18 protein-coding genes are annotated in these 24,296 nt (G+C 68.7%); 5 read left to right on the forward strand and 13 right to left on the reverse strand.

Annotated elements, in window-relative coordinates; translation table 11 throughout:
- Positions 1-52: 52 nt before the first annotated feature.
- Entirely contained in the window at positions 53-2,383 is a 2,331-nt protein-coding gene (locus HCH03_RS04565; RefSeq protein WP_221688544.1) for a GHKL domain-containing protein, read from the reverse strand.
- A gap of 459 nt (positions 2,384-2,842) precedes the next feature.
- On the opposite strand from HCH03_RS04565, the gene HCH03_RS04570 reads away from it, so the two are divergent.
- Positions 2,843-3,787 carry a MarR family winged helix-turn-helix transcriptional regulator gene (locus tag HCH03_RS04570; protein WP_221688545.1) on the forward strand — a complete coding sequence of 315 codons (945 nt, stop codon included), beginning with the start codon at positions 2,843-2,845 and terminating at the stop codon, positions 3,785-3,787.
- Positions 3,788-4,190: 403 nt separating this feature from the next.
- Here the strand turns inward: HCH03_RS04570 and HCH03_RS04575 are convergent, their stop codons facing one another.
- From HCH03_RS04575 to HCH03_RS04590, 4 genes are read right to left on the reverse strand one after another with little or no spacing between them, the layout of a single operon-like run.
- Positions 4,191-4,916 (reverse strand): hypothetical protein, encoded by a 726-nt coding sequence (locus HCH03_RS04575; RefSeq protein ID WP_221688546.1) that lies wholly within the window; start codon positions 4,914-4,916, stop codon positions 4,191-4,193.
- 1 nt (position 4,917) lies between these two features.
- Positions 4,918-6,768: an FAD-binding protein gene (locus tag HCH03_RS04580; RefSeq protein WP_221688547.1), complete on the reverse strand. Its 1,851-nt coding sequence runs from the start codon at positions 6,766-6,768 to the stop codon at positions 4,918-4,920.
- Positions 6,765-7,262, reverse strand: coding sequence for an FMN-binding protein (locus HCH03_RS04585; RefSeq protein ID WP_221688548.1), 498 nt, complete (start codon positions 7,260-7,262; stop codon positions 6,765-6,767). Before HCH03_RS04585 ends, HCH03_RS04580 begins: the two co-directional genes overlap by 4 nt.
- A 52-nt stretch (positions 7,263-7,314) precedes the next feature.
- Positions 7,315-7,860 (reverse strand): cytochrome c3 family protein, encoded by a 546-nt coding sequence (locus HCH03_RS04590; protein WP_221688549.1) that lies wholly within the window; start codon positions 7,858-7,860, stop codon positions 7,315-7,317.
- Between the two features lie 201 nt (positions 7,861-8,061).
- On the opposite strand from HCH03_RS04590, the gene HCH03_RS04595 reads away from it, so the two are divergent.
- The 3 genes from HCH03_RS04595 to HCH03_RS04605 all read left to right on the forward strand — a co-directional run bounded on the left by HCH03_RS04595 (position 8,062) and on the right by HCH03_RS04605 (position 12,397).
- A complete protein-coding gene (locus HCH03_RS04595) occupies positions 8,062-8,667 on the forward strand; it encodes a TetR/AcrR family transcriptional regulator (protein ID WP_080142910.1) in 606 nt (201 codons plus the stop codon).
- A gap of 131 nt (positions 8,668-8,798) precedes the next feature.
- Positions 8,799-9,836, forward strand: coding sequence for a DUF5692 family protein (locus HCH03_RS04600; RefSeq protein WP_221688550.1), 1,038 nt, complete (start codon positions 8,799-8,801; stop codon positions 9,834-9,836).
- Positions 9,837-10,051: 215 nt separating this feature from the next.
- Entirely contained in the window at positions 10,052-12,397 is a 2,346-nt protein-coding gene (locus HCH03_RS04605; RefSeq protein ID WP_221688551.1) for a cation:proton antiporter, read from the forward strand.
- Between the two features lie 42 nt (positions 12,398-12,439).
- Here HCH03_RS04605 and HCH03_RS04610 read toward each other — a convergent pair whose 3' ends face one another.
- The gene (locus HCH03_RS04610) at positions 12,440-13,108 is read right to left on the reverse strand and encodes a DUF1847 domain-containing protein (RefSeq protein ID WP_221688552.1); all 669 of its coding nucleotides are present in this window, start codon (positions 13,106-13,108) and stop codon (positions 12,440-12,442) included.
- 190 nt (positions 13,109-13,298) lie between these two features.
- Positions 13,299-15,143 carry a sensor histidine kinase gene (locus HCH03_RS04615; protein ID WP_221688553.1) on the reverse strand — a complete coding sequence of 615 codons (1,845 nt, stop codon included), beginning with the start codon at positions 15,141-15,143 and terminating at the stop codon, positions 13,299-13,301.
- Positions 15,144-15,240: 97 nt separating this feature from the next.
- Between HCH03_RS04615 and HCH03_RS04620 the strand changes: the two genes are divergently transcribed.
- The gene (locus HCH03_RS04620) at positions 15,241-16,185 is read left to right on the forward strand and encodes a hypothetical protein (protein ID WP_221688554.1); all 945 of its coding nucleotides are present in this window, start codon (positions 15,241-15,243) and stop codon (positions 16,183-16,185) included.
- Between the two features lie 100 nt (positions 16,186-16,285).
- On the opposite strand, the gene HCH03_RS04625 is transcribed toward HCH03_RS04620, so the two are convergent.
- The 6 genes from HCH03_RS04625 to lepB form a co-directional block, all read right to left on the reverse strand.
- Positions 16,286-17,005 (reverse strand): LytR/AlgR family response regulator transcription factor, encoded by a 720-nt coding sequence (locus HCH03_RS04625; protein WP_221688555.1) that lies wholly within the window; start codon positions 17,003-17,005, stop codon positions 16,286-16,288.
- Positions 17,006-17,206: 201 nt separating this feature from the next.
- Positions 17,207-19,945 (reverse strand): pyruvate, phosphate dikinase, encoded by a 2,739-nt coding sequence (gene ppdK, locus HCH03_RS04630; RefSeq protein ID WP_221688556.1) that lies wholly within the window; start codon positions 19,943-19,945, stop codon positions 17,207-17,209.
- Positions 19,946-20,009: 64 nt separating this feature from the next.
- Positions 20,010-20,906: a pyruvate, water dikinase regulatory protein gene (locus HCH03_RS04635; protein ID WP_080142906.1), complete on the reverse strand. Its 897-nt coding sequence runs from the start codon at positions 20,904-20,906 to the stop codon at positions 20,010-20,012.
- Positions 20,907-20,910: 4 nt separating this feature from the next.
- Entirely contained in the window at positions 20,911-23,001 is a 2,091-nt protein-coding gene (gene glyS / locus HCH03_RS04640; RefSeq protein ID WP_221688557.1) for a glycine--tRNA ligase subunit beta, read from the reverse strand.
- Positions 22,998-23,987: a glycine--tRNA ligase subunit alpha gene (locus HCH03_RS04645; RefSeq protein ID WP_080142904.1), complete on the reverse strand. Its 990-nt coding sequence runs from the start codon at positions 23,985-23,987 to the stop codon at positions 22,998-23,000. Before HCH03_RS04645 ends, glyS begins: the two co-directional genes overlap by 4 nt.
- Positions 23,988-24,054: 67 nt before the next feature.
- Positions 24,055-24,296: signal peptidase I (gene lepB, locus HCH03_RS04650; protein WP_221688558.1), on the reverse strand; the 242-nt coding region annotated here is incomplete at its 5' end.

Below are 24,296 nucleotides of genomic sequence, written 5' to 3' on the forward strand. Positions count from 1 at the left end.
GCGCCTTCCGCCGCGCGGCAGCCCCTTCGGCACCCGCGCGGCCGGCGCGTCCTCACCCGAGCAGCGTCGGAGTGCGCAGGATGCCCGCGAGCGCCTCGGCGGGCACGGCGAACTCCGGCGCGCCGTCCTTGCCCGGCCCGATCTCGTACTTGTCGAACGCGATGACCAAACGGTCGTGCTCGTCGATGTAGAAATGCTGGTCGGGGTCGATCGTCGTGAAGCAGTCGCTCGCCGGCCAGATGCCGCCGGGCACGAAGTAGTCGGCCTCGCCCGCGTCCACGCGCTCCACCATCTGCCGCAGCACCTCGGCGCTGACGACGGACACGTAGTCGCTGCCGGGGACGAACAGGTCGGCCAGCTCGAGCACCGCGCCCGTGCGCTTGTCCAGCGTGAACGTGCGCGCGTACTCGCCCGAGCCGCCCGCGTTGAGCACGCCGTCGAAGCGGATGGACAGAAGCGCCCCGTCGTTGCGCACCACGCGATAGGTTACGTCCATCCCGACGTATCCCTGGTACTTGCGCGCGGCGTACCACAGAAACTTGTCGCGCATCGTGGCGACGTACTCCTCCATCCGGCGGTTGATGTCGTCGACGCCTTCGGACAGGGCCCCGCCCGAAGGCCCGTCCGGGTCCGCCGCCTCGGGAGGCTTGGGCACGACCGGAACGACGAGCCCCGGATCGCCCGTCTGCCCCCCTTCTCCGCCGCTCTCCCACGAAACCGAACCGGAGGCGGGCGGGTCCACCTCGAAGGCGGCCGGCGCTTCCGGCTGGGCCGCGGCATCGGGCTCGGATGCGGCGGGTTCGATCCCGTCGGCGCCGGATTCGCCGGCCCCCTCGTTTGCGGCCCCGGAGGACAGGTCCTCCACGCGGGGCACGACGGCGCGAAACCCCGTGTCGCCCCACCTGAAACCCTCCACCCTCGACGCGGCCACGCGCGCGAACGGACCCGACCCCAGCACGTCTTCCGAGGCCTGCGCCATCATCGGTATGCCGGCGGCCACGCAGAGCAGGACGCAGGCGAGCGGCAGCGATCCCTGCGCCATCCGGCGCGTGGACGTGCGCCTCCTCTCGGGCGCGGGCGCTTCCGTTGCGCTGTCGACGAGCGCCACCTGCAGCCGGAACGCCCCCTCGTCGCACGAGCAGCGCAGCAGGCCGCGGTACTTCCTCGCAACCGCCCCGACGCTCCTGAGCCCCACGCCGTGCCCCTCCCGCTGCGGCGCGATCGGGTACCCGTCCGCGCCGAAGCGCACCGGCTCGGCGCACGGGTTCTCGACGGACACGAGCAGCCGATCGTCCTCGAACACGGCGAGGACGTCGATGGAGCGCCCGTCCGCCTCCGGGATCTCCCGGCAGGCGCGCAGGGCGTTCTCCAGCGCGTTGCCCAGCACCACGCACACGTCCAGCTCGTCGAAGGGGATGGCGGCGGGTATCGAGGCCCTCGCCGTCACGGCGCACCCCGCCTCCCGCGCCTGACCCAAGTAGAAGGCCAGCAGGGCGTTGGCCGCCGGGTTGTCGCAATAGGATTCCTGCTCGGTCGCGCGAAGCTGCGCGCCGAGGCCGTCGATATAGCTGGCCGCACGCCCACCGCCCTCTTCGCCGACAAGGCCTTCCAGCACCTTGAGGTGGTGGCGCAGGTCGTGTCGGAAGGCGCGCCCCGCCTGCAGCTTCTCGAGCACGCCTTCGTATTCCCCGCGCTGGACGTCGAGCTGCGCCGCAAGCGCCCGCTCGGCCTCGCGCGCGCGCCGTGCCGACGCCGACGCTGCGAGCGTCCGCACCGCGATGGCGAAGACGGAGACGGCGGCCAGGAAGGCCAGCGCCGTCACCGTCGGATCGGCCGCAGCCGCCTCGAAATAGGAGAGCAGGAGGAACACCGCGAGGGCCGCCAGGCACACGGGAGGCCACGCGCCGTCGCCGCGCAAGGCGCCGGAGCGAAACGGCGCACGGAGCCATCGGAGCACGGCGAAGGCCAGCGCGGCGGCGGCCAGCAGCACGAACCCCGTGTGGACGAGGTCGCCCGTCGGGGACGCGGGGCCCAGCGGGGCTGCCATCAGCAGCTTCTGCAGAAACGCCAGAACAAGGGACGCCATGGCCCCCACGGCCCACACGGCAACCGTCTGGAAGAAGCCCGCGCGCGAAAGCACGTGCACCCCGACGATGGCCGGGAGGTACGCGGTCAGGGGCAGCAGCGTGAGGACGAGCGTCTCGTCCTGCCCGGAAAGCAGCAGGGCCGCCTGCGCCGATGCGATCGCCGCCAAGAAGCCGCCCGCCGCGAGGGCGGTCCCCTTCCGATCGAACCGCGGCTCCAACAGCATACCGCACACCGCCAAGAACACCGCGAAGCAGATGCCCGCCCAAGGGAAATGCTGCAAGGTGATAGCGCCCATTTCCCGTTCTCCTCCTTCAACCGGCCGGTTCGCGCCGCGCGCCCGATGCGTCCAGTATGGCAAGCGGAAGCGCGAAGCGCAAGCGCCCGCCCCGCAGGCGGCTGCGCCGCAAGCCCTCGAGCGGCCCAAAAGGCGCCCGTCTTCCATCGACGTTCCCAAAAAGGGACTGCCCCCTTCGGGCGTTTTCGGTGAGCCGCGACGGCCGACCGAAGCATCGAACAGGGTGCCACCGCATGCGCCCTGTCGCCCGAAACGGTCGGTTTTCGCTGAAAAACCGACCGTTTCGGGCGACAGGGCTGCCGGGTGGCGAGCAATAAAAAGGCCCGCCCGTTAGGTGGTGGCGGGACTCTTCCGCGCGCTGCACGTGGAGAGTTTGCGCGGCCGCAGGACGCGGCGCCCCCTTTCGACCGGCCAAGAGCTACTATCGTTTCATCGCTGAAACATTTGACGAGGAGCCGCATGACCGCACAACCAACGCATGACGAAGGGGACCTCGAGCTCGACTCGACGTTCTTCGTCGCGTTCGACCTCACCCACCGCGCGCTCAAGAGCGGGCTGGCCGCCGCGAGCCCGCTCAACGTCACGCAGTACCGCATGCTGGTGAAACTGCTGGCCGCCGGGGAGCGCGGCGTCGCCCAATCGGACCTCGGCGCGCTGCTCGACCTCAAGCCCAACGTGGTCACGCAGGCCGTGAACGCGCTCGAGGTGGCCGGGTTCGCCGAGCGCCGCCGCGACGAAGGCGCCGACGGCCGCGTGCGCACCGCCCGCATCACCGAGGCCGGCACGGCCCATGTGGCCCGGGCAAACGAGTCCATCGTGGAGCGCCTCTACGCGCTCTTTCCCACCGAAGACGCCGACCACCGCGCCATCCTGGAGGCGGCCATCGCGGCCGGCGCTTCCATCGACCCGCCGCTCTCGACCGGCGAACCCGGACGCTTCGCCGCCTCGCGGGCGCTCGTGTCGCTGGAGCTGGTGAAGCGGGCGATGGAGACGACCTTGCGCGAGAGGTGCGGCGCGTCGCTTGCGGAGTGCCGCGTGCTGCAGCGCCTCGGCGAGGTGGGCGAGCCGCTGCGCATCGGCGATGTCGCGAGCCAGCTGCAGATGACGGCCGTGGCCGTGGCCCGTGCGGTGGACCGCCTGGCCGAGCGCGGCTGGGTCGTTCGCCTGGCCAGCCCGAACGACCGCAAGGCCGTGTTCGCTGCCGCCACCGAGCAGGGAAAGCGGAAGCAGCGGGCCGTCGCCCGCACCATCGACGCCCTCGCGCGCACGCAGCTGTGGAGCCGGCTGGACGACGGGCAGCGCCGTGCCCTGGCCCGCACCTGGCGCGTCGTCATCGCCGACGTCCAGGCGCGCAAGGAGGCCGAGCGCAAAGCCGCCCTCGGCCGGTTGCAACCTCTTACGTAAGAGCGGTGCGCCTCGGAGACCTCCTCTATGCTAAACCAGCATTGATATTACGAAGCCAGCGCGTTGTCATCCTGAGCGAGCGGAGCATTCGACAGTCCAGTGGACTGTCGAACTCCCGAGCACGCGGAGCGGGCGCAGAGAGGCCCCGCGAAGCGGGGACGGAGGATCCCGCGCGCACGAAAATCACCGATGTCCCCCTCTTGCAGCCGCAGGCCGAGGTCCCTTTCTTGCGGCCTCAGATCGCAACCTGGGAAAACGCTCCCTGCCGAACCAACCGCGCGTGCTGTGGCGATCCTTTCAGATCCCTCGAAGGGGGGCATCGGTGATTTTCGTGCACAGCGGAACCGCACGCTGTCCGCGCCCGCAGAGGGGAGGGCCCTCGCCTTCCCCTCTGCGGCGTCGGCTACCGAACTTGTTTCTTCGCCAGCGCATTCGCCCCGAACATGATGACCAGGTTCACGACCACGTCGGCGGCGAGCCACGCGCCCACGACGCCCAGCTGGATGCTGGCCGCGTTGAGGGCCGCGAACGTGCCCACGGTGAGCACCATGACCACGAACCCGCACGCGAGCGCGGCGACCACCAGGTTCCACCCGGCACGCGCCTCGTCCCGCGCCCGCGCGAAGCACGCGCACACCGTCATGGACGCGGCACCCAGAAGCGTGCCGAGGAACGCCGCGAAGCCCACGAGCGCGAGGGCCAGCACCGGCGCGGAGGGCAGCTTCGAGCTCATCGAACCCACCTGCACGGCCGACAAGATGCCGCTTACCACCACGAGCAGGCATAAAAGCGCGACGAACGCCGTCGCCCATCCCCACAGAAACGCCGATGCGGGCCTGCCCGGCCCCGCCGCGCCGCGCGCGCACAAAAGCCCGTAGAGCGCCGGCCCCGCCGTCGACACGACGAGCGCGAGCCCTGCCGCGAACATGAACGCCACGAACGCCGACCCGGTGAGGATCGAGCACACCACGTCCAAGATGGGCACGTCGGCCGCCGAGATGTAGTCGTAGGAGATCGTGCCCGTCAAATCCATCACCGCCAAGCCGACGCGCCCCACCACCGCCACCGCGGCGGCGAGGCAGAACAGCATCGCGAACGGACGGGCCATGCCCTTCATCTGCTCCTTCACGCTACTCCCCTCCCTTCATCTCGTTCTCCACCGCGAACGTGCCGCACAGGTACCCGCCGCAGAACGCCAGGCTCACGTCGCCCAGCAACGAACCTAGGATGGGATCGCCGATGTAGCTGTTCTCGCCGCACGCGCCGCCGGCCGTGTGCCACCCGGCGTACAGGCCGGGGATCACGGTGCCCTTGGTCGAAACCACCTGCATCTCGTCGTTGATGAGCAGGCCCGCCTTCGTGCCGTACAGGTTGCCGCCGATGCGGCAGCCGTAGAACGGCGGGTCCTTGATGGCGTGCAGCCACTCGGGCGGCATGGGGTACATGAAGTCGTCCTCGCCCTTCTCGCAGCACGCGTTCCACTTCTCCACGGCCTCCACGAGGATGCCGGGCTCGAACCCCAGGTCGCGCTCCAGCTCCTCCAGTGTGTCGCGCTTCTTCAGCACGTCGGCGTCGATGGCGTCCTGCACGCCGTGGTGCCAGTCGCGGTAGTGCTCGGGCACCTTGTCGATTTGCTCGAGGTCGGGCGTGATCAGCTTGCGGCAGTGCTCCTGCGCGAAGCCTGCCAGATGGTCCTCGTAATGCGCGTCGAACACGATGTAGGAGCGGTGCCCCGGCGGCGTCATCTGGATGGTGGCCAAATCGCCCAGCGCGTAGATGGCGTTCGCGCCGTCCTCGCCCACGCGGCTGTCCATGTAGCGCAGGCGGTTGCCGCAGCGGTCGACCGTGAACCACGGCTGGCGCGACAGCTGCGTCATGCCGTCGTAGAGGAAGCGAGCCCACTGGCCGCCCTCGGCCTCCCAGTCCACGCCGCCGTCGAAGCTGGCCGAGCTGTTGAAGCCCGACACGTCGGCACCCGCGCCCAGGCCCATGCGGAAGCACTCGCCCGTCTCGCCCGCCGTGAGGTAGCTCGAAGCGCAGCCCATGGCCGCCGTGGGGATGTAGCGCTCGAGCAGCGCCTTGTTGTTGCAGAAGCCGCCCGCCGTGAGGATGACGCCGCGCGTGGCGTGGATGTACTTCTCGTCCCCGTAATCCTCGCGCACCACCACGCCCACCACGCGCCCGTCGCCGTCCTGCACGAGCGCCTCGGCCGGGCTCTGGAAACGGTAGTCCACCCCGTGCCGTTGGCCGAAGCTGAACATGGCGTCGGTGGCGTCCTTCATCTTGAGCACGTGGTGGTCGAGCGTCGAGTTCTTCGGCGCCACGTACACCGGCACCTCGCCGAGGCGCCACTGCACCCCGCAGTCGGCCATCCAGTCGATGCAGTGGCCGCCCTCCTCGGCGATGAGGTTGATGAGGCGCGGGTCGCATGCGTAGTGGTACTCGTCGATGGCCCAGTCGGCCAGCTTCTTGGCGTCGAAGGGATAGGACGGGAAGGCGAAGCGCTTGGACTCCTGCAGCTTCGAGCCGCCCAGGATGGCGCACATGCCCGCCTCCTGCGCGTTGCCCCCGTGCAGGCCCAGGGCCTCCACGCAGATGACGTCGGCGCCCAGCTCGGCCGCACGCGCCGCCGCGTTCAGCCCGCCGCCGCCCGCGCCCACCACGCAGATCTCGCACTCGTAGTCCCATTCCGCAGGTACCGCGCGCGGGGGAATGGGCGTCGCGTCGTCGGCCGGGAAGGCCGCGCCGTTGTGCTCGCGGTACGTGCCGTCCGACCACGACGCGTTCGTGTCCGCGCTCGGGGGCACCGCCACCTGCGCGGACCCGTCGGCCGCCCAGTCGCCTATCACGCCCTCCTGCACGGCGTAGGCCGCGCCCGGCACCGCCGCCGCGGCGGCGGTGCCGCCCACCACGACGGCGGCGCGCGCCAGAAAGTCGCGGCGCGAAAGGCCGCGCGCCGCCCGTTCCCTGTTCTCGCTCATCTCGCTTCCCCTCCCTGGCCCGCTGCCGCCGCGCCGGCTTCCGCCTGCGCGAGCGCGTCGTCGACCGCCTGCTTGATGCCCGCGGTGGTGATGGTGGCGCCGCTCACGGCGTCGATGTCCGATCCTTGAGCGGCCTCGATCAGGGCCGCGAACGTGCCGTCGCGCACGGCCTCGTAACCGCCCCTGCTCTGGCTCTCACCCTCTTGCGTGGTCTCCAAACACGAGATGCGGTTGTCCTGCACGAGCAGCGTGACGGTGACGAGTCCCTCCATCCCTTTTCCCGTCCCCGTGTACACGCCGTCGCGCAGCTCGCCTTCCGCCCTCTTCTGGGCGTCGGCCGCGATCTCCCGATCCCACGGGTCGTCCAAGCGCATCGCGAGCTGCTCGGCGCTCGCCGCATCCTTCGAACCCGTTCCCTCGAACCCGGCGCTGCACCCCGTCAAACCCAAGGTGAGCGCCGCCGCGCCGCATGCGACGGCCGTTGTCTTCTTCATCGTCGTCCTCCTTCTCGCGCGTGATGGCGATTCCCCGGCTGCCGGGCGCCCCTTACCGGGGGCTCTCCCAACCGTCGGGAACCTGGTATGCGTGGCAGGCGTTGCAGTACATGTACGACACCTCGTGCGCGCCGTGGCAGTTGCTGCAGTCGATGGCCGTGCCCTGATGGGACGCGTGCGGGTTCACGCCCGGCTCGCCGCCCCAGTTCTCCGTCGCGGCTGCCACCTCGTCGAAATCGTGGCACCCCGCCCGCGTGCACATCTTCGCGTCGGCCCGCACGCCCACCGTGGACAGGTTGCCCGCCTCGTCGACGGAGAAGTCGCCGCGCACCCACGACAACCCTTCGGCCACCTGCTCCGACAGCTTCGCCTCGTGGCAGTCCAAGCAGGTCGTGCCCGCCTGCTCGTGCGCGTTGGCCATGAGCGTCGCGTCGTCGAAGTAGCCTTCCACGTAGTTGTCCATGGGCTCGTGGCAGATCGCGTTGCAGAAGCTCGGCTGCTCGTGCCACGCCCAGAACCCCGCGCCCGCGCAGGCGACGACGACAACCACCACGCCCACGATGACCGGCCACCGCTTCGTGCGCCTCTTCCCTTCCATGCCCTCCTCCTTTTTTGTTCACTAGTGTTTTGTTTTTATTTCACTTGTGAATCTTATGGGCGGAATACTAGCACGCAATCTTCATAAAATCATTGACGAAAAACCAAAAGTGTACATTGACACCCTGTCAATCGGGGGCGTATTCTGCGCTCATCGACAGGGTCGTCGGACAAGCCGTCCGGCGAAGCGTAAGGAGGGGCGATGAGCGACCAGCGCCGCGAGGAGATCATCGAAGCCGCCCGCCAGCTCTACGAGGAGCAGGGCCTCTCGCGCACGTCGGTGCAGAGCATCACCGACCGCCTGGGCGTGACGCGCACGCTGTTCTACCACTACTTCCCCGACAAGGACGCCGTGACCTCGGCCGTGCTGGACGCCTACGTGGCCGACTACATCGAGGCGCTCGAGTACTGGAACAACGAGCGCCGCCCCGGCAACATCGAGCATGCGCTCGAAAGCGTGGTCAAGTTGCTGCGCTTGGGCGTGTTCGAGAACGACGCGTTCCGCCGCTCGCTCGCCTCAGAGGAGAACGCGGCGCTCTACCTGGAGTTCGTCAACCGCGTGGCCGATCGCGTGGCCTCGTACATGCTGGAGACCACGGTGCGCGACTACGGCCGCTTGCACACCATCAAGGTGGACCACGTCTACGAGACGTTCTACATGCTGGTTCTGGGGATCGTCGGCTACGTCCGGCACCACCCCGAGGCGCAGGACGAGGTGCTGAAGGACCTGATAGCCCAAACGCTGCATATCGTCCGCGGCACCGAGGTTCCGCCCGAGCGAACGGGCGGGGAGGACGCGGGCATCTAGCGCATTCGAACAGCAGGACGACGAGGACGCGAGGGCGCCCTTGGAAACGTGCGCCCTGCCGACGAAGGAGGCAAACGCGGCCACTGCGTGGGAAGTGGCGAGGCAAGCTCAAGAAAGAAGGGGTAACCGACATGTTGTTCCAAGTCTACGGCGAGAACGCCCTGTACCAGTGGCTCGGGTGGGCCATGGTGTTCATCGGCCTCATCCTCATCAACGAAGTGGCGCGTCGCTCGAAGATCGGCGGCACCATCTGCTTCATCGGCGTGCCGATAGCGCTGACGGCGTATTTCGTCGCCATCTACGCCGGAGCCGCGGCAGGCGCCGACTGGGCGCTCAACAACCCCACCTACGTGCACATGAACAGCTGGTTCCACTACGCGAAGCTCTACGCGGCCACCATCGGCTGCATCGGCTTCATGGCGCTCAAGTACCGCTGGGGCAAGATCGGCAAGTCGCACTGGTTCAAGTGCTTCCCGTTCGTCATCGTGGCCATCAACATCCTCATCGCCGTGGTGAGCGACTTCGAGAGCGCGTTCCGCGCGTTCGGCACCACTTGGGTGTCCTCCGAGGGCGTCACGCTCTACGGCGGCTGGCACAACGTGTTCAACGGCGTGGCGGGCCTCATCAACATCGCCTGCATGACCGGCTGGTTCGGCATCTACGTGTCCAAGAAGAAGCAGGACATGCTCTGGCCCGACATGACGTGGGTGTTCATCATCGCCTACGACCTGTGGAACTTCTGCTACACCTACAACTGCCTGCCCACGCACTCGTTCTACTGCGGCCTGGCGCTGCTTTTGGCCCCCACCGTGGCGGCGATGCTGTGGAACAAGGGCGGCTGGATACAGAACCGCGCGTTCACGCTGGCCATCTGGTGCATGTTCGCTCAGGTGGTTCCCGCCTTCCAGGACTACAGCGTGTTCAGCGTGCAGTCGGTGAACAACCCGAACGTGAACCTGGCAGTCTCGGTGATAGCGCTCCTGGCCAACGTGGCCGCCTTCGCCTACATCATGTACCGTGCCAGGAAGCTGAAGGTGAACCCGTACCTGAACGAGGTGTTCGTGGGAACGCGCGACTACGACCAGGCCATGGCCCGTCGCGAGGACGCCCCGGCGCTGCCGCAGGACCCCAAGCCCCAGGCGGGCGACGAGGCCCCGCAGGGCGCGTAGCGATCGTCCGTTGACGGCAACCCGATACGAAGAAGGCCGGAATCCGCGAAGGATCCCGGCCTTCATGCATTCCCCGACGGAACGGCACGCCCTCGACTCGCGCATAGCAGACGCGGCGGAGAGCAACCCGCGGCCGCCGCAAGACCTCGAACCTGCTAGAATAAGAGGTTGAGCGAACGCACGATCAAACGCTGACTTCACCCCGAAGGAACCGCATGCAGAACCTTCCTCCGCTCATCACCGACCTCGCGCTCATTTTGGCCGTGGCCGCGGTCGTCACCATCGCGTGCCGGCGCCTCAAGCTACCGCTCGTGGTGGGCTACGTGCTGGCAGGTTTTTTGGTGGGGCCGGCCATCGCTTGGGTGCCCACCGTGGTGGACACGGCCAGCATCACCACGTGGTCGGACATCGGCGTCATCTTCCTCATGTTCGGCCTGGGGCTGGAGTTCAGCGTGCTGAAGCTCACCACCGTGGGTCGGCCCGCCGTGGTGACCGCCGCCACGGAGATGTCGCTCATGATAGCCCTCGGGCTGCTGGTGGGCACGCTTCTGGGCTGGTCGTTCGTCATGAGCCTGTTCCTGGGCGGGATGCTGGCCATCTCGTCGTCGTCCATCATCGTGAAGACGTTCACCGATCTGGGCATCAAGGGGCAGGGCTTCACCGAGCTCGTGTTCGGCGTGCTCGTCATCGAGGACATCGCGGCGGTGTTCCTGCTGGCGGTGCTCTCAACGGCCGGAGCCGGCGCGGGCGCCGAGGCGGCGGACGTGGTGCTCAAGATCGGTCGCATGGCTTTATATCTCATCGTATGGTTCGCGCTCAGCGTCATCGTGGTGCCGAGCGCCCTCAAGCGCATCCGCGACGCCGTGAACGACGAGATCCTGCTCGTCGCCTCCATCGCGTTGTGCTTCGGCATGGCCGCGCTGGCCGTGGGCATCGGGTTCTCATCGGCGCTCGGCGCGTTCCTCGCGGGGTCCATCTTGGCGGGCACCGTGCAGGCCCCCCGTATCGCCGCCCTGTTCAAGCCTTTGAAAGACCTGTTCGGAGCCGTGTTCTTCGTGTCGGTGGGCATGCTGGTGGCCCCGCAGGCCGTCATCGACAACCTGGGCACGGTGGCGCTTCTGGCCGCCGTGACGGTGATCGGGCGGTCGCTCTTCTGCTGCCTGGGCGCGCTTTTGGCGGGCCAGTCGCTCAGGACCGCGGTGAAGGCGGGCTTGAGCCTGGCGCAGATCGGCGAGTTCTCGTTCATCATCGCGGCGCTCGGCACCTCGCTCGGCGTGACGGCGGGTTTCCTCTACCCCGTGATCGTGACGGTGTCGGTGGTCACCTCGCTCGCCTCGCCCCTGCTGGTGCGCAACTCCGAGCGCGCCTACCGGCTGCTCGTGCGCCTGCTGCCCGCGAGCGCGCTCGCCTTCCTCGAGCGCCGCGAGGAGGCCGCCGAGGACGAGGGCGACGACGAGGGCGAGAACCTGTGGCGCGACTACCTGAAGCGCTGGTTCTTCAAGGCGGGGCTCGTGGTGCTGTGCGCCGCCGCCTCGGTGGAGGTGCTGGTGAAGATGGTCCCGCGCCTTCTGCGCGGCACCGTGCCCGAGCCCTTGTTCACCGGCGCCATGGCGGCGCTCGGCATCCTGGCCACGGGGTTGTTCATGGCGAACCTGTTCTACACGGGCCGCAAGAACGAGTTCGGCGCGCTGTGGATCCGCCGGCGGCGGAACCGCCCCGCGCTCGTCGCCCTCTCGGCCGCCGGCATCGCGCTCTCGTTCTTCTCCGTGCTGGCCATCGCCTACGCGGCCGGCGCGGACAACCTCGCGTGGATGGTGCTTCTGGGCGCGGCCTGCACCGTGCTGCTCGGTCGCTCGCGCACGCTGCACTCGCTGTTCCTCAAGCTGGAGACCAGCTTCACCGGAAACCTCAAGGAAAGCGTGCTGGCAGAGCGCCTTGCCAGCCTCTCCGACGAGGACCACGCGAACTGGGTGGAGAAGCACCTGTACGTGGTGGAGGTGGAGGCCTCCCGCACGCTCAAGCTGCTGGGGGCGCAGCGCTCCGCGGACGTGATGTTCGGCATCGCGCACAACCTGGACTTCATGGCCATCGTGCGCGACGGGCGGCGCGTGGACGCCGACCGCGTCGCGCGCCTGTCGAAGGAGGAGCTGGCCCGGCGCATCAACGACCCGAACGACCCGCTCGGCGTGCGCGAGGGCGACGTGCTGGCCTTCCTGGGCACCGAGGCCGAGGTGGACGCGTATCTGCAGAGCATGCTCAAAGACGGCTTGCTCGAGGAGGATGAAGCTGAAAGCGTCATGCTGGACGCCTATCTGACGCGCGGCCCGGCCCGCTTCGACGCCACCTGCTTCGCGCTGGACGTGGAGGCAGGCTCTCCCTTCGCGGGCAAGACCATCTCCTCGATCGACTTCAAGGGGGCCTGTGCGAGCTTGGTGGTGGCGCACGAGCACGAGGCCCTCGTGCGCATGAAGCCCTCGCGCAACACGCGCCTGTTCCCCGGCGACCGCGTGTGGCTAGTCGGCGACCCCGCGCGCGCCGCGGGCCTCATCGAGCAGGCTTGAGAGCAAGGCCGCAACCCGAGGCGGACGGCTTTCGCCCAACCGTCAGGCATCCTCCCCGCCGGCTTCGACGTCGGCGCGGCAGGCGGCGATCGTCTCGGCGAGGCGCTTCTTGTGCACCGTCTTGGCGCCGTACAGGCCGGCGCAGGCGTTGTGGGCGGTGACGTGGTCCTTAGTGACGAGCGTGGTGGTGGGTGCCTTCGTGTACTTGTAGAACAGAACGTCGTGACCCACGCACAGCCCCATGACCACGTTGAGGTCGGTTCCGGCCTCGGCCAGCAGGCGCGCCTGCATGACGGGGTTGCAGAGCACGGGCCCCTCCACCCCGTCTTCCAGCACGAGGTCCAAATCGCTGCGATGGTTGCCCTCCACCTTGCAGGCCACGCCGTACACCTCGAAGCCAGCCTGCTCCAGCAAGCCGCCCAGGATGTGGCTCTCGCCGATGAGCATCGTGCACGTGGCGATGCCGATCTTCCGGGCGCCGACGAGGCGCGCGAACTCGATGGTCTCCTGCACGCGCGTGAGGTTCCCGCACTTCGAGCTCGACACCACGGCCGCCTTCATGATGCGGCGGTTCTCGGGCTCGGCGTAGCGGGCGCGCACCTCGTCGTGCAGCGCGGCCGCCGCGCCGCCGACGCACTGCGGCGGGTTCTCGCCCGTTTCGAACTCGCACGCCCGCCCCGAGCAGTTCAGGCAGGAGAAGCCCTCGTCCATCCGATGCCGCCTTTCCTCGTACCGGCCGCGCCCCCCTTGCGGCGCGGCGCTCTCACGCCGGCAAATATACCACAGCCCGACACCGCGCGAAACGCCCCGGTCAACGATGATACAACACGGGAAACGACCGCGCCGGGCGGCGCCAACCCAGGATGCGGATGGGGAGAGGAGCGTTTCGGACCGCGTACCGTCAAGCCCTCGGACGCAGCAGGCACCGCGCGACGAACGCGCCGTTCGCGTGCTCGACGCACACGGCGCCGTCGTAGCGCTTCGCGATCTGGCGCATGGAGGACAGGCCGAACCCGTGCTCGGCGACGTCGCGCTTGCTCGTGCGGCCCTCGGTGCCCTCGACGGGCGCGGTGTTCTCGCAGCGCAGGCACAACACACCGTCCTCCCAGCTCGCGTCGAATCGGATGCGCGGCCGACGTCCGTCGCGAACGCGGCGGCACCCTTCGACGGCGTTGGACAGCGCGTTCGCCAGAAGCACGGCCAGGTCCCCGTCGCTCACGGGCAGCTCGTCCGGCACGCGAACGCTGCACGCCACCTCGATCCCCTCCTCGGCCGCAGGGGCGAGGTAAGCCGCCAACGCGGCGTTGACGATGGGGTTGCCGCTATAGCGGACCGGCGCGGCGTCCGCCCAGCCTTCCCCGAGGTCGCGAGCGTACGCTCGGGCACGGTCCCACGCGCCCTCGTCGAGCAGCGCGGCGAGGGCGTTCGCATGGTGCTTGAGGTCGTGGCGCAGCATGCGGGTCTCCTCCTCGCTCCTGCGAACATGGGCTGCGGTCTGCTCGGCGGCACGCAGCTGCACGGCCGTTTCGCGGGCGACGGCCTCCTGGTCCACGAGCCGCCGTCCGCGCGAGGCGATCAGGGCGGCGAACACCGCCATGAGGACCAAGCCGGCGTACTCGCTCTGCCACAGGCCGTACAGGGGCTCGTAGGAACCGGCGTCGAGAAGGTTCGCGACGAAGGCAAGGGCCATGACGGCCGCACCGCACAGGATGTAGGGAACCTCCGGACGTCTCGATCTAACGCCTGCGACCGCGCATGCCACGACCAGCGCCCATACGGCAAGGCGGAAGGCAACCTGAAAGGTTTCGTTGATCCCGATGAGCACCGGAAAGGCGGGGATGCCCAGCCCCACCGTCGCGAGCACCGCCAAGGGAGCGGCGAGGAGAGCGGGCCGCACGCCGATGCGGTACCAGCGCGCCGACGCCAATCCCGCCGCGCGGACGACCATCGCCGCCGAGCACGACAGCACCGCCGTCCATAGCGCGTCCTCAACAGCGTGCTGCCACGGACCCGACCATCCAAGCTGCCAGGCGAAGGGGCCGAAGCTCGCCCCTGCCAAGACAAGGCACAACCCCGCGAACAGCGCCAACGGCGAATCGACACGCCGCGGCGCCCACACCGCGCACGCAAGGGCCGCCAGCACGAGCGGAACGAGGCACGCGGCTCCGGACGCCGCCGTGCGCACCGCCTGCCACCCCTCCATAACCGGCACGCTCCCCGCCACCGGAGGGTACACGAGCCCGCTGTAGTAGCCGCCCGCGCTTCGCACGTCGAGCGTCAGCTCGGCCGCGCCGTCGACCACGAGGCCCACGAACGCCCCGCTCCCCCGCCAGGCCGCGCGTTTCCCATCGACGTACAGGACGTAGTCGCCGAACACCTCGGGGAGGTACAGCGAGAGCACGACGGGAGCGTCGGCATCCACGGCGCGCAGCGTGAGCGTGTAGACGGCCCGCCCGTCGGGCGCGTCGCTCCCGGGCACGTAGGAGAAGTTCGAGTATTGCCCGGCGAACGTCTCGCGGGCGACGTCGGCAGGGCCCGTCGCCCCGTCGAGCTCCATGAGCCAGCCGTCGGTCAGAACGAGCGGGCGCTCGAGATCGGCCTGGGTAAACGCGAATTCGCCCGCTTCGCCGCGCGGCGAGGGCACGGCGTATTTGTTATCATAGAAATAGGCTGCGGCCAGCACGACCGCCAAAAGCAGGAGGACGGCAGCGCACGACGCCGCTCTGCGGCAGGTTTTCGACGACATGGCCCCTCGGACGAGTATCGGAGTATCGTTGGTTCGACATTGTACCAAAGCGGCGGCACCCCCTTCCGATACGCCCTTCAGCGAGGTCGTTTTTCGCTTGCCGGTCGCCGCCTGCGCGTTGGCCCTGGCTCTGGCGCTGCTTGCCGCCGCGCCCTGCGCGGCCTGGGCGGCTTCCGATGCCGCAGACGGGACGGCCCCGCCAGAGGACGGGTCCCAGCCGACCGAGCCGTACGGCAAGATACTGCGGATCACCGAGGACGGGCGCTTGTTCGCCTCGCTTTTCCTGCCCGGGCTACCCGGGCACCCCGAGCTCGATACCCTGTACGTCGAGCGCGCCTGGGCCGACGACGCGAACGCCTGGAGCCTCGTTTACACGTTCGCGTGGTTCCCCTATTGGGGCATGTACTCCGCGCTCGAAGACGAGTTCCAGAGCATCTACTTCGGCGGCATCTACGGCGACGTTCCCATCGTGGACTACTTCGAGATGCAAACGTCTTACCGCTCCTTCTATCTGCGCGCACGCGCCTTGTCCACCGTAAACGGCGCACCCGTCGAAACAGCGTTCGCGCCCGTGCTCTTCACCGTCCCCGAGGATGCGAAGCCGGGCGAGGACGCCGGCGGGGGCTCTGCCGACGAAGGCGGCGGCGGAAGCGGCGACAAGGGGGGCATCGGCCAAGGCGAGAACGATCGTCCCGTCATCGAGGCCCCGTCGCTGGCTCCGCTCTCGGACGACAGCGCGCATGCGTCGGGCACGAGCGCAAGCGAAAACGGTGTCGCCGCCTCTCCCGGCAGCGACGGCGCCGAGGAAAGCGCCAGCCTCTCCGCCGATCCCGTCGACCCCGGCGTCCGGGCGGAAGGCGCGCCTGCACCCTCGAAGGCACCGAGCGACAGCCGGCCGTCCGGCGAGAGCATGTCGACGGAAGCGCCCTCTGCCGAGCAAACGCCCCCTCGCGCTCCCGGCGCCGTAGTGGCCCTCGTTGCAACCGCGGCGCTCGCCGGCATCGCGGCGCTCGCCCTTCGCTCGAAAGCCCGCCGTCACTGAGAAACCGAAGCGAGCGATGGCGGCGCGCCCCGCCATTGCTCGCTTCGGGGCGGCCGGCGACGAAACGGCCCGCCAAGCAGCAAGGCGGCTCGAAGGGAACCTAGGATCCGGCGCACCTTCGATCGACGAAGTACGCGTAGTACGCCTCTGCAAGCTTCCTGCGCTCCTTCACCCGCACGGGCACCCTGGAACCGTCGTGGAGGACGAAATCCCCTGGCACGTCGGCGACATGGTCCATGTTCACGATATAGCTCCGATGGCAGCGAAGGAAGCGCGGGTCGTCAAGCGCACCCTCGACGTCATCGAGCTTCCCGTACCCTTTGTGCACCGCCCCGTCCGTCGTGTGCAGGACGATGGCATGGTCGCGGCTTTCCACGTAGAGGATGCTGCGGTAATCGAAGTAGCGCCACGCAGACCCCACGCGGAACGCCAAACGCGGAGACGGCGCTTCGGCGCAGAAATCGTCGAGCAGGGCGAAGAGCCGCCGCTCGACGATGGGTTTCACCAGGTAACCCGAAGCGCGAACCTCGTAGCCGTCGAGCGCGTAGTCGGCCGTGACGGTGCAGAACACGATGGGCACGCGCCGGTCGATGCGGCGCAGCGCGCGAGCCGCCTCGATGCCCGACATCCCGCTCATGAGCACGTCTAAGAACAGCACGTCGAACGGATCGGCTTCCCTCCGCACATCCTCGACGAGCTTTTCCGCAGCTCCGTACTCGGCGAAGGCAACCGGTCGGTTCCGAAGATCGCTCCAACGGGCTATGGCTCTGCGCAGCGAAGCCCGCTCCGGAGCGTCGTCGTCGCACAACGCAATCTTCATCGACCTAGGCACTCCTTCCCGTCTCGCCCGCCTACCGGGCCCCTTGAAACACGATGCTCCAGTTTAGCGGAGAACGGTGCGGCGGGGCCGCGCTTTGCGAAACCGGACCGCGCCAAACCGAAAGCGGCGCGGTCTTGACGCGAAACGGGCCCGCGACTTTCGGCGCGGGCCCGTTCGAACTTGCCTTGCTGGGGCGAAAACCTACTTGTCGCGATGGTCGCCCATCTTCTCGGCGAGCGCCGCCTGGCCCGCGGCGAGGCGCGCGAGCGGCACGCGGTAGGGCGAGCAGCTCACGTAGGTGAGGCCGATCTTGTGGAACGTCTTCACCGAGTCGGGGTCGCCGCCGTGCTCGCCGCACACGCCCAGCTGGATGTCCGGGTTCGTGGCGCGGCCCTTCGTGCAGCCCATGTCCACGAGCGCGGCCACACCGGGGTCGACCGTCTCGAACGGGTTGAACGGCAGGATGCGGCGCTCGAGGTAGCGCGGGATGAACTTGGCCTCCACGTCGTCGCGGCTGAAGCCGAACGTCGTCTGGGTGAGGTCGTTCGTGCCGAAGCTGAAGAAGTCGGCCTTCGTGGCGATCTCGTCGGCGGTAACGGCCGCGCGCGGCAGCTCGATCATCGTGCCGATGGGGATGTTCAGCTCCACGCCCTCGGCCTCGCACACCTCGGCGATGACGGCCTCGCACTCGCCGCGCAGCGTCTCGAGCTCGGGCAGCACGCTCACGAGCGGGATCATGATCTCGGGCTCGGGATCGAGGCCCTCCTTCTTCAAGCGGGCGGCCGCCGTGGCGATGGCGCGCGTCTGCATGGCCGGCAGCTCGGGATAGAGGATGGCCAGGCGGCAGCCGCGCAGGCCCAGCATCGGGTTCGCCTCGGCCATCGCGTCCACCAAGCTCAGCAGCTGGCGCTTCTCGGCGAGCTCGGCGGCCGGGGTGCCGGAGGCCTCCAGGCGGGCGATCTCCACGTCCAGGTCGCGCGGGCTCTCCAGGAACTCGTGCAGCGGCGGATCGAGCAGGCGCACGATGACCGGCAGGCCGTCCATGGCCTTGAACATGCCGTAGAAGTCGCCCGTCTGGGCGGCCAGGAGGTCGGCCAGCGCCTTCTCGCGGATGGCCGGCTCGTCGTTCAGGATGAACGACTGGATGATCTGCTTGCGGTCGCCCAGGAACATGTGCTCGGTGCGGCAGAGCCCGATGCCCTCGGCGCCGAAGTTGCGGGACAGCTCCGCGTCCTCGGGGTTGTCGGCGTTGGCGCGCACGCCCATGGTGCGGAACTCGTCGGCCCACTCCAGAATGGTGTCCAGGTCGCCCGTGAGCTCGGGAAGAACCAGCTGCACGGCGCCCAGCACCACGGAGCCCGTCGTGCCGTCGATGGAGATCATGTCGCCCTCGCGGATGACGATGTCCGTGCCGGCCACGGCGGCTTCCTTCTTCTCGGCGTCGATCTTCAGGGCCTCCACGCCGCAGACGCACGGCGCGCCCATGCCGCGGGCGATGACGGCCGCGTGCGACGTCTTGCCGCCATGCGACGTGAGGATGCCCTCGGCGGCGATCATGCCGGCCAGGTCGTCGGGGTTCGTCTCCCAGCGCACGAGCACGCACTTGCGGCCGGCCTCGGTGACGGCCACGGCGTCGGCGGCGGAGAACACGGCCTCGCCCACGGCGGCACCGGGGCTGGCGTTCAGACCCTTGGCGACCACGTCGTAGGAGGCGTTCTTGTCGAACTGCGGGTGCAGCAGCTGGTCGAGCTGCTCGGGGTCGACGCGCATGACGGCCTCCTCCTTGGAGATGAGGCCCTCCTTCTCCATCTCGATGGCGATGTGCAGCGCGGCGGCGGCGGTGCGCTTGCCCACGCGGGTCTGCAGCATCCACAGCTTGCCCTGCTCGATGGTGAACTCGATGTCGCACATGTCGCGGAAGTGGTTCTCGAGGGTGACGAACACCTCTTCGAGCTCGCGCCCGGCCTCTTCGAGGCCCTCGACGTGCTTGAGGTCGGCGATGGGGCTGGTGTTGCGGATGCCGGCCACCACGTCCTCGCCCTGGGCGTTCACCAGGTAGTCGCCGTAGAACTCCTTCTCGCCGTTGGCGGGGTTGCGCGTGAACGCCACGCCCGTGGCCGAGGTGTTGCCCTTGTTGCCGAACACCATGGACTGCACGTTAACGGCCGTGCCCAGGTCGTCGGCGATCTTGTTCTGCTTGCGGTAGAGGACCGCGCGGGGGTTGTTCCAGCTGCCGAACACGGCCTCGATGGCCAGCTGCAGCTGCGCGCTGGGATCCTGCGGGAACTGCACCGCGCCGTCGACGACGAGGCTCGGGTACTCGTCGGCGGACACGTTCTCGGAGAATATCTGCTTGAACTCGGCCACGAGCTCCTTGAGGTCGTCGGCCGAAAGGTCGGTGTCGGAAGCGGCTCCGCGCAGGTTCTTCATGGCCGTGATGGCGTTCTCGAACAGATCGCCGTCGAGGCCCATGACCACGTTGGAGAACATCTGGATGAAGCGGCGGTAGGAGTCCCAGGCGAAGCGGGGGTTCTCGGTCTGGGCGATGAGGCCGTTGATGGACTCGTCGTTCAGGCCCAGGTTCAGCACCGTGTCCATCATGCCCGGCATGGACATGGGGGCGCCGGAGCGCACGGACACGAGCAGAGGGTCGGCGGCGTCGCCGATCTTCTTGCCCATGCGGGCCTCGAGGTCCTCGCGGTAAGCCTGGATGGTGTCGAGCGCGCCCTCGGGCCACGTGTTGCCCGCGTTGGCGTACTCCATGCAGGTCTGGCACGTGATGGTGAAGCCGGGAGGCACGGGCAGCCCGATGTTGGCCATTTCGGCGAGGTTGGCGCCCTTGCCGCCCAACTGCGCCTTCATGTGGGTGTTGCCCTCGGTTACGTTGTTGCCCTGTGCGTCTTTGCCGAATGCATAGACTCGTTTGACTTCTTCGGTCACCTTTTTCTCCTTAAACGCGACGTTTCAAATCGTACAGAGTACCGAACCTCGCAGGTTCGCAGGCCTAGCCCATCATATCAGCCGATGGAGGGTGGGCGCGCTCATAGTAACGCAAAATCTCCTGAGCCGTTTCCTCAACGGCTCGATTTTCGGTGTGAACGACAATACAGCCGAGTTTGCGCATGAGCGCCCGCGCCTGCTCCAAGTCCTGGTACACGTACTCGGGATCGGCGTAGCGCGCCGCCACCACGCTGGCGTTGCCCAAGCGTCGCTGGCGGATGCCGATGAGCACCTCGGGGGTGGTCATGAGCCCGAACAGCCGCGTGCGCTCCACGTCCGCCAGCTCGCGCGGCGGGTCGGTGGTGGGGTCGAGCGGAATGTTCGCCACCTTGTAGCCCTGCTGCGAGAGGTAGATGGACGTGGGCGTCTTGGACGAGCGCGAAACGCCCAGAAGCACGATGTCGGCTTGGGAGAGCTCCTGCGGGTTGCGCCCGTCGTCGTGGGCGATGGTGAACTCGATGGCCTCGATGCGCTTGAAGTAGTACTGGTCGGCCACGTGCAGGCCGCCGGGCTTCGTGGAGGGCTTGCGCCCCGTCATGCGCGCGATGGCCGCGATGGCGTCGGTCATGAGGTCCACCGCCACGATGTCGTCGCGGTCGGCCGCGTAGGCGGAGAGCTGCCGCGCGAGCGAGCCGTCCACCAGCGTGTAGAACACGAGCATGCGCCCGTCGCCCGAGTTCTGGCGGTGGAAGGCGCTGTGCTCGTCGAGGAAGTCCTTGATCTCGCCGAACGAGCGCACTTTCGGCAGCACCTCGATGGCGGGGTTCGTGACCCCGAACTGGGCGGCGGCCGCCCGGGCCACCGCCTGGGCCGTCAGGCCCACCGAGTCGCTGATCACGTGGATGGTGGGAAGGCTTCCCGGGTCGGCGTTCGGCGTGCCGTACGAGACGAGATCGTCCATGGCGCTACTTGCCGCCCTTGGCCATCTTGCCGAAGTCCGCCACCGAGGCGAACACGTCGACGAAGCGGTTCAGCAAACGCAGGCGGTTCGCGCGCACGGACTCGTCCTCGTCCATGACGAGCACGTCGGCGAAGAACGCGTCGATGGGGCCGCGCAGGGTCGCCAACGCCGCGAGGGCCGACGCGTAGTCGTCGGACGCGAGCGCGGCCGAAGCGCGCGCCTCGACGTCGCCCACGGCGGACAGCAGCGCGCGCTCGGCATCGCCCATGAGCGCCTCGTCCACCTCGTCGCCCAGCTGCGCGTCGCGCAGGTTGTTGGCGCGCGCGTAGGCCGTGGCCAGGTCGTCGAACGTCTCGCGCTCGTCTTTGCGCGCGGCCTCGAGGGCGCGCACGCGCACGATGACCTCAGCCGGCTCGTCCACGCCTGCCGCCAGCACCGCGTCGATGGCGTCGGGGGAAGCGCCGGAATCGCGCAGCATGACCTTCGTGCGCGTGACGAAGAAGTCGGCCACCTGGGCGCGCACGTCGTCGCGGTCGAAGTCGATGCCGGCGTTCTCGTACGTTGAGAGCGACGCGTCCACGGCCTTCATGAGCGAAACGGGCAGGCCCGCCTCGAGCATGGCCAGGATGCCGATGGCGCTGCGGCGAAGCGCGAAGGGATCCGACGAGCCCGTGGGGCCCTGGCCCACCGCGAACAGGCCGCAGATGGTGTCGAGCTTGTCGGAGGCGGCCACGATCTTGCCCACGTCGGACGCGGGCGGCTCGTCGCCGGAGAAGCGCGGGCGGTAGTGGTCGGCGATGGCGCGCGCCACCTGCTCGCCCTCGCCGGACGCCTCGGCGTAGTACGAGCCCATGACGCCCTGCACGCTGGTGAACTCCACCACGGCGTTCGTCACGAGGTCGGCCTTCGCCAGGTACGCGGCGCGCTCGGCGTCGGCGGCGTCCGCCTCGCCCAGCTGCGCGTCGGCGGCCAGGTGCTTCGCCAGCGCCACGATGCGGTCGGATTTGTCCTTCATGGTGCCGAGCGCCTCCTGGAACACCACCTCGTCCAGGCGGTCGACGTAGGTCTCCAGCGGGTGCTTCAAGTCCTCTTCGTAGAAGAACTTCGCGTCGGACAGGCGCGCGCGCACGACGCGCTCGTTGCCGTCGATGATGGTGTCGGCGTGCGCCGGGTCGCCGTTGGTCACGACGATGAACTTGTTCGTGAGCTTGCCCGCGGCGTCGTACAGCGGGAAGTAGCGCTGGTGCATGAGCATGGCGTCCACGATGATCTCCTCGGGCACGCGCAAGAACTCCTCGTCGAACGTGCCCACGAGCACCGTGGGGTACTCGGCCAGGTTCGTGACCTCCAAGAGCGTCTTCTCGGGCAGCTCGGCGCGGTAGCCCGTCTCGGCCTCCGCGGCCGCCACGCCCTCGCGGATGCGCTGCTCGCGCGCCTGCTCGCTCGTCACGACGAACGCGTTTTCCACCACGTCCAGCAGGTCGGCGGCGCGGGCCACCTCGTGCGGGCCGGGGGCCAGGAAACGGTGGCCGCACGTGAGCTTGCCGGCCGTGAGCCCTGCGAACTCCACGGGGATCACGCGCTCGTCGAGCAGCGCCACGAGCCAGCGCACCGGGCGCGAGAAGTACTCGCCGCGCGTGCCCCATCGGCACGACTTCGGCCACGATATGCCGGTTATGACGCCTTCCAGCACGCCGGGCAGAAGCTCGGCCACGTCGCGGGCGGGCACGCTTCTGGTGGCGAACACGTACTCCGCGCCGTTCTCCTCGCGGCGCTCGAGCGCGTCCACGTCGAGCCCCTTGCCGCGCGCGAAGCCGATGGCGGCCTTCGTGGGGTTGCCCTCGGCGTCGAAGGCGATCTTGGCGGACGGGCCGCGGAACACCTCTTCCAGCGCCTCGGTGGCGTCGGCCACGCCTTCCACCAGCGCTATCAGGCGGCGCGGCGTGGTGTGGATGGAGACGTCGCCGTGCGGGACGCGCACGGCGTCGAGCGCCTCGGGCACGAGCTTCTCCAGCTGTTGCGTCGCCTTGTGCAGGTCGAACGCGGGAATCTCCTCGGTGCCTATCTCGAAGGCGAGCGTGTGCAGGCTGCTCATCGCGCGTCCCCCTTCCCCGCCTCGGCTTCCGGCGCGGACGCCGCGCCCTCCTCGGCGGGCTTCATGCCCACCACGTGCTCCATGTAGCTCGCGCACACGGCCTTGGCCAGCGTGCGCACGCGCAGGATGTAGGCCATGCGCTCCGTGGCCGATATCACGCCGCGCGCGTCCAGCAGGTTGAACGTGTGGCAGCACTTGAGCACGCTGTCGTAGGCAGGCAGCGGCAGGTTGGCCGCCAGCGTGCGCTTGCACTCGGCCTCGCGGTCGTTGAACTCCTGGAACAGGAAGTCGGTGTCGGCCACCTCGAAGTTGAACGCGGAGTACTGGCGCTCGTTCTCCAGGTACACGTCGCCGTACGTGAACGTGACGCCGTCGGCGCCGCGGCTCCACACGATGTCGAACATGGAGTCGACGCCCTGCACGAACATGGTCAGGCGCTCCAGGCCGTAGGCGATCTCCACGGGCACGGGGTTGCACTCGAAGCCGCCCACCTGCTGGAAGTAGGTGAACTGCGTCACCTCCATGCCGTCGATCCACACCTCCCAACCGAGGCCCCACGCGCCGAGCGTCGGGCTCTCCCAGTCGTCCTCCACGAAGCGCACGTCGTGCGCGTCCACGTCGATGCCGATGGCGCGCAGCGAACCCAGGTACAGGTCCTGGATGTCGTCGGGCGAGGGCTTCATGAGCACCTGGAACTGGAAGTAGTGCTGGGTGCGGTTCGGGTTCTCGCCGTAGCGGCCGTCCGTCGGACGGCGGCAGCCCTGCACGTAGGCGGTGCGCCATGTGTCGGGGCCGAGCGAGCGCAGCGTGGTGGCCGGGGCGTTCGTGCCGGCGCCCACCTCGTTGTCGTAGGGCTGCAGGATGACGCAGCCGGCTCCCGCCCAGTAGCGCTGCAGGTTCATGATGACGTCTTGGAACGTCGGTGGCAGCGACCCCGCGGCCGCCTGCTCGTCCGCGCGCGCGGCGGACTCGGTTTCGGTTGGCATGGCTCTCCTTGTCTTCCCTATCCTCAAAAGCCGCGCGCGGCGGCCTCGATGCGTGGTGCGGTCCCCTCTATCCCAGCAGGCCGAAGTTGCTGAACGGCCAGTACACGAGCGCGGCCCTGCCGGTGAGGGTGCTCTCGTCGATAGCGCCGAAGTAGCGCGAGTCGTTGGAGTTCGTGCGGTTGTCGCCCATGACCCACAGGTGCCCCGCAGGCACGGTGTAGGGGTAGCTTATCTCCACGCCGAGCGCCGTCTTGAGGGGCTCGGAGGGAAGGCCGCGGGTGTAGGGCTCGTCGAGCGCCACCCCGTCCA

Source organism: Gordonibacter massiliensis (ex Traore et al. 2017) (assembly GCF_019731765.1).
Classification (GTDB): domain Bacteria; phylum Actinomycetota; class Coriobacteriia; order Coriobacteriales; family Eggerthellaceae; genus Gordonibacter; species Gordonibacter massiliensis.

Bases quoted from the DNA above. Each gene is read 5' to 3' on its own strand.
- HCH03_RS04565 (WP_221688544.1), bottom strand. From the start codon at position 2,383: ATGGGCGCTATCACCTTGCAGCATTTCCCTTGGGCGGGCATCTGCTTC.
- HCH03_RS04570 (WP_221688545.1), top strand. From the start codon at position 2,843: ATGACCGCACAACCAACGCATGACGAAGGGGACCTCGAGCTCGACTCG.
- HCH03_RS04580 (WP_221688547.1), bottom strand. From the start codon at position 6,768: ATGAGCGAGAACAGGGAACGGGCGGCGCGCGGCCTTTCGCGCCGCGAC.
- HCH03_RS04585 (WP_221688548.1), bottom strand. From the start codon at position 7,262: ATGAAGAAGACAACGGCCGTCGCATGCGGCGCGGCGGCGCTCACCTTG.
- HCH03_RS04590 (WP_221688549.1), bottom strand. From the start codon at position 7,860: ATGGAAGGGAAGAGGCGCACGAAGCGGTGGCCGGTCATCGTGGGCGTG.
- HCH03_RS04595 (WP_080142910.1), top strand. From the start codon at position 8,062: ATGAGCGACCAGCGCCGCGAGGAGATCATCGAAGCCGCCCGCCAGCTC.
- HCH03_RS04600 (WP_221688550.1), top strand. From the start codon at position 8,799: ATGTTGTTCCAAGTCTACGGCGAGAACGCCCTGTACCAGTGGCTCGGG.
- HCH03_RS04605 (WP_221688551.1), top strand. From the start codon at position 10,052: ATGCAGAACCTTCCTCCGCTCATCACCGACCTCGCGCTCATTTTGGCC.
- HCH03_RS04610 (WP_221688552.1), bottom strand. From the start codon at position 13,108: ATGGACGAGGGCTTCTCCTGCCTGAACTGCTCGGGGCGGGCGTGCGAG.
- HCH03_RS04615 (WP_221688553.1), bottom strand. From the start codon at position 15,143: ATGTCGTCGAAAACCTGCCGCAGAGCGGCGTCGTGCGCTGCCGTCCTC.
- HCH03_RS04625 (WP_221688555.1), bottom strand. From the start codon at position 17,005: ATGAAGATTGCGTTGTGCGACGACGACGCTCCGGAGCGGGCTTCGCTG.
- HCH03_RS04635 (WP_080142906.1), bottom strand. From the start codon at position 20,906: ATGGACGATCTCGTCTCGTACGGCACGCCGAACGCCGACCCGGGAAGC.
- glyS (WP_221688557.1), bottom strand. From the start codon at position 23,001: ATGAGCAGCCTGCACACGCTCGCCTTCGAGATAGGCACCGAGGAGATT.
- HCH03_RS04645 (WP_080142904.1), bottom strand. From the start codon at position 23,987: ATGCCAACCGAAACCGAGTCCGCCGCGCGCGCGGACGAGCAGGCGGCC.